The organism is Neisseria sp. P0021.S007 (assembly GCF_051956855.1).
Genome location: NZ_JBQCXA010001742.1, coordinates 1 through 440 on the forward strand (window position 1 = coordinate 1; position 440 = coordinate 440).

Sequence of the window (440 nt, forward strand, 5' to 3'; positions counted from 1 at the left end):
GGGGGGGGGGGGGGGGGGGGGGTGGGGGGGGGGTGGGGGGGGGGGGGGGGGTAGGGGGGGTGGGGGGGGGGGGGGGGGGGGGGGGGGGTTGGGGGGGGGTGGGGGGTTGGGGGGGGGGGTTTTGGGGTGGGTGTTTTGGTTGGGGTGGTGGGTTGGGTTGTTGTTTTGGTGTGGGTTGGGGGTTTTTTTTGGTTGTGGGGTTTTTGTTGGTGTTTTGTGTTGTTTTGGTGTGGGTGTTTGTTTTGTTTTTTGTTTTGGTGTTGGTTGTGGTGGTGTTTTTGGCTGTGGTCATTTGGTCTTGTTTCGGGTGCGGGGTTTTAGAGTGGGGTTTGGTTGTTTGGGGTGGTTATTTTTTGAGTGTTGTTTGTTTGTTTTAGACGGTTTGTGGTTTCTTTTGGGTTGTTGTGGTCGATGTTGTGGTTGGTGGCGATGCATTGTCC

At 57.5% G+C, this 440-nt stretch carries 1 protein-coding gene; it reads left to right on the plus strand.

The window, feature by feature from the left end; all coding sequences use genetic code 11:
• The coding region (locus ACTHUR_RS21225) for a hypothetical protein (RefSeq protein ID WP_440400784.1) at positions 1–377 on the plus strand (377 nt) is incomplete at its 5' end.
• Positions 378–440 lie beyond the last annotated feature (63 nt).